The organism is Mycobacterium sp. SMC-17 (genome assembly GCF_045310915.1).
GTDB lineage: Bacteria > Actinomycetota > Actinomycetes > Mycobacteriales > Mycobacteriaceae > Mycobacterium.
Genome location: NZ_JBJIAK010000121.1, coordinates 1 through 2,738 on the forward strand (window position 1 = coordinate 1; position 2,738 = coordinate 2,738).

Consider the following 2,738-nt stretch of genomic DNA (forward strand, 5'->3'; position numbering starts at 1 on the left):
GAGGGCGGGGCATCATGCGGAAGCGCGCCGAAAAATTTGAAGAGGAGCCCGCCAACTGCGGATTCCGACGAAGTCGCCCGGGTGTACCGATATGAAGTCGCCCGGGGATTCCGAGACGATGTCGCCCACCTCTCCGATTTGATCTCGCCCGGGGGCGAGGCGTTCTAGCTGCTGAGGTTCTCTGGCATTGGGCAAGCCGCACGGTCAACTGGAATCGCGGCTTGAGCTTGTTGTGTTTCTGTTGCGTTTGCTGTGGGCATGTGGGCAACGCCTTGGCGTTGTCCAAGCGCAGCGGCATGTCCACAGCGTCACGGGCTCAGGTCTTTCGGGCGGATTGCCGGGTTCGGCGCAGGCTCTCGCCAGTAAGGTCGAGCCGATGGGCATTGTGGACGAGGCGATCGAGCACGGCGTCGGCATAGGTAGGATCTCCAATGAGCACATGCCACTGGTCCACGGGGAGCTGGCTGGTGACGATGGTGGAACGATGACCATAGCGATCTTCGAGGATTTCCAGGAGGTCGTGACGGGCACCAGCGTCGAGCGGCTCGAGCCCCCAGTCATCGAGGATCAGCAGATCGACACGGCCGAGCCCGCGCAATAGGCGCGGATGGCGACCGTCGCCGCGCGCGAGAGCGAGGTCATCGAACAGCCGCGGAACACGTTGATAGAGCACGGAGCGATTGTCACGGCAGGCCTTGTGGCCGAGCGCCGAGGCGAGCCAGCTCTTGCCGACGCCGGCCGGGCCGCAGATCAGCAGGTTGGCATGGTCATCGATCCAGCGGCCCTCGACAAGCTTGGCGAACAGCGGGCGGTCGAGGCCGCGCGGGGTGCGGTAGTCGATGTCCTCGACGCACGCTTGCTGACGCAGCTTCGCATAGCGCAGGCGGGTGGCGAGCCGCTTATCGTGGCGCAGTGATGCTTCACGTTCGAGCAGCAGCGCGAGCCATTCGGCGTGACCGAGGCTTGCGGCCTCGCCGGTTGCTTCGATATCGACGAAGGCATTGGCCATGCCGTGGAGGCCGAGGGCGTTGAGGCGGTCGAGGGTCGGATGGGTGAGCAAGGGATGGTCTCCTAGTTGTAGTAGCGCGGTCCGCGGATGTTGGCATGCAGGATCGGCGCATCGTCCGCGGAGCGCTGATGAGCGGGACGCCGATCGAGATTGTTGGCGAGGATCGATTTGACCGAGCCGTAGGTGCGCGCGCCGATGTCGATCGCCCGCGCAGCCGCGGCGTCCAGCCGTCCGCGCCCATAGGAGCCGGCGAGCCTGAGGATGCCGAGGCAGGCGCGGAAGCCTTGCTCGGGGTGCGAGCGCTCGTCGAGAATGAGGTCGCACAAAGCGCTGGTCGCCGGCCCGATCGCGGCAGCGTCCTGTCGGATGCGCGCGATGGTCCAGCCGGCGTAGCGCCGATGGCTGGAGGCCATGTGCTCCGGCACGGTGGTGTGTTTGTGATTACCGCTCATGCGCTGATGCGCGGCGATCCGCTCGCCCTTGTGGAAGATCTCTACGGTGCGGGCAGTGAACCGCACCTCGACCTCGGCGCGCACAAAGCGATGCGGGACGCTGTAGTAATGCTTCTCCACCTCGACGTGGTAATCGAGGCTGACGCGGCGGATCCGCCATTCGGCGAGTACGTAGGGGCTCGCCGGCAATGGCTTGAGCGCCGGCCGATCGACCTCCTCAAGCAGCCGGCGGCGCGTCACGCCGAGCCGCCGGATCGGCCGCTCCTCGTTGAGCCTGGTGAGCAGCTCGCCGATCGCCGCATTGACCTCGGCCAGGCTGTAGAAGGTGCGATGACGCAGGCGGCCGAGCAGCCAGCGCTCGACGATCAGGACGGCTTGCTCGACCTTGGCCTTGTCGCGCGGCTTGCGCGGCCGGGCCGGCAATATGGCGGTGCCGTAATGCGCCGCCATCTCCGCATAGGTCCGATTGATCTGCGGGTCGTACAGGCTCGCCTTGATGACCGCGACCTTGGTGTTGTCAGGCACCAGCAGCGCCGGTATGCCGCCGATCGCCGCGAAGGCGCCAACATGAGCGCTGATCCAGTCGGCGAGCCCCTGCGTCCACGTCGCCTGCGCGTAGGTAAAGCTCGAGGCGCCGAGCACGGCGACGAAGATCTGCGCCATTCTGCGCTCACCGGTGAGACGATCGACCACCACCGGCACGCCGTCGCCGGCATAGTCGACGAACAGCTTGTCGCCGGCTGCGTGCGCCTGGCGCATCGTCACCGACAGGCGGCCCTCCCAGGCGCGGTAAAGCTCACAGAAGCGCGAGTACCGGTATCCGTCGGGTTCGGCGGCGATGTACTCCTCCCACAGGATCGACAGCGTCACGTGCTTGCGCTTGAGCTCGCGGTGCACGGTCGTCCAATCAGGTTCGGCGATGCGGCGGTGACCCTGCCGGTTGCCATTGCCGGTCTTGGCGAACAGGCGGAGTTCCAGGGCCGCGTCCGTGAGCTCGTCGGGCAACGGCCAGGTCAGACCCGCGGCCTCGAACCGCCGGATCGCCAGCCGCACCGTCGAGGGCGCCGCTCCTACCCGTCGCGCAATCTCGCGGCTCGGCAGACCGGCCGCCTTCATCCTGATCACATCGCGCACACGGCGCATCGCAAGCCTCTCCGTCGGCATCCAGGGTCCCCCTTCGCAAAGCCGAAAGGGTTGACCTATGGGAGCCAGAAGAGGCCTCGTCACCCGGGCGACATCATCCCGGAATGGTGGGCGACATCATCTCGGAATGGGTG

At 66.4% G+C, this 2,738-nt stretch carries 2 protein-coding genes; both read right to left on the bottom strand.

Annotated features, from left to right (window positions below):
* Nucleotides 1-316 precede the first annotated feature (316 nt).
* Nucleotides 317-1,060, bottom strand: coding sequence for an IS21-like element helper ATPase IstB (istB, locus tag ACJH7A_RS30250; protein ID WP_021075688.1), 744 nt, complete (start codon nucleotides 1,058-1,060; stop codon nucleotides 317-319).
* Between the two features lie 11 nt (nucleotides 1,061-1,071).
* Nucleotides 1,072-2,604 carry an IS21 family transposase gene (gene istA / locus ACJH7A_RS30255; RefSeq protein ID WP_021075689.1) on the bottom strand — a complete coding sequence of 511 codons (1,533 nt, stop codon included), beginning with the start codon at nucleotides 2,602-2,604 and terminating at the stop codon, nucleotides 1,072-1,074.
* Between the last annotated feature and the right edge of the window lie 134 nt (nucleotides 2,605-2,738).

Excerpts from the sequence above, each read along its gene's own strand:
- istA (WP_021075689.1), bottom strand. The coding sequence starts at position 2,604 with ATGCGCCGTGTGCGCGATGTGATCAGGATGAAGGCGGCCGGTCTGCCG.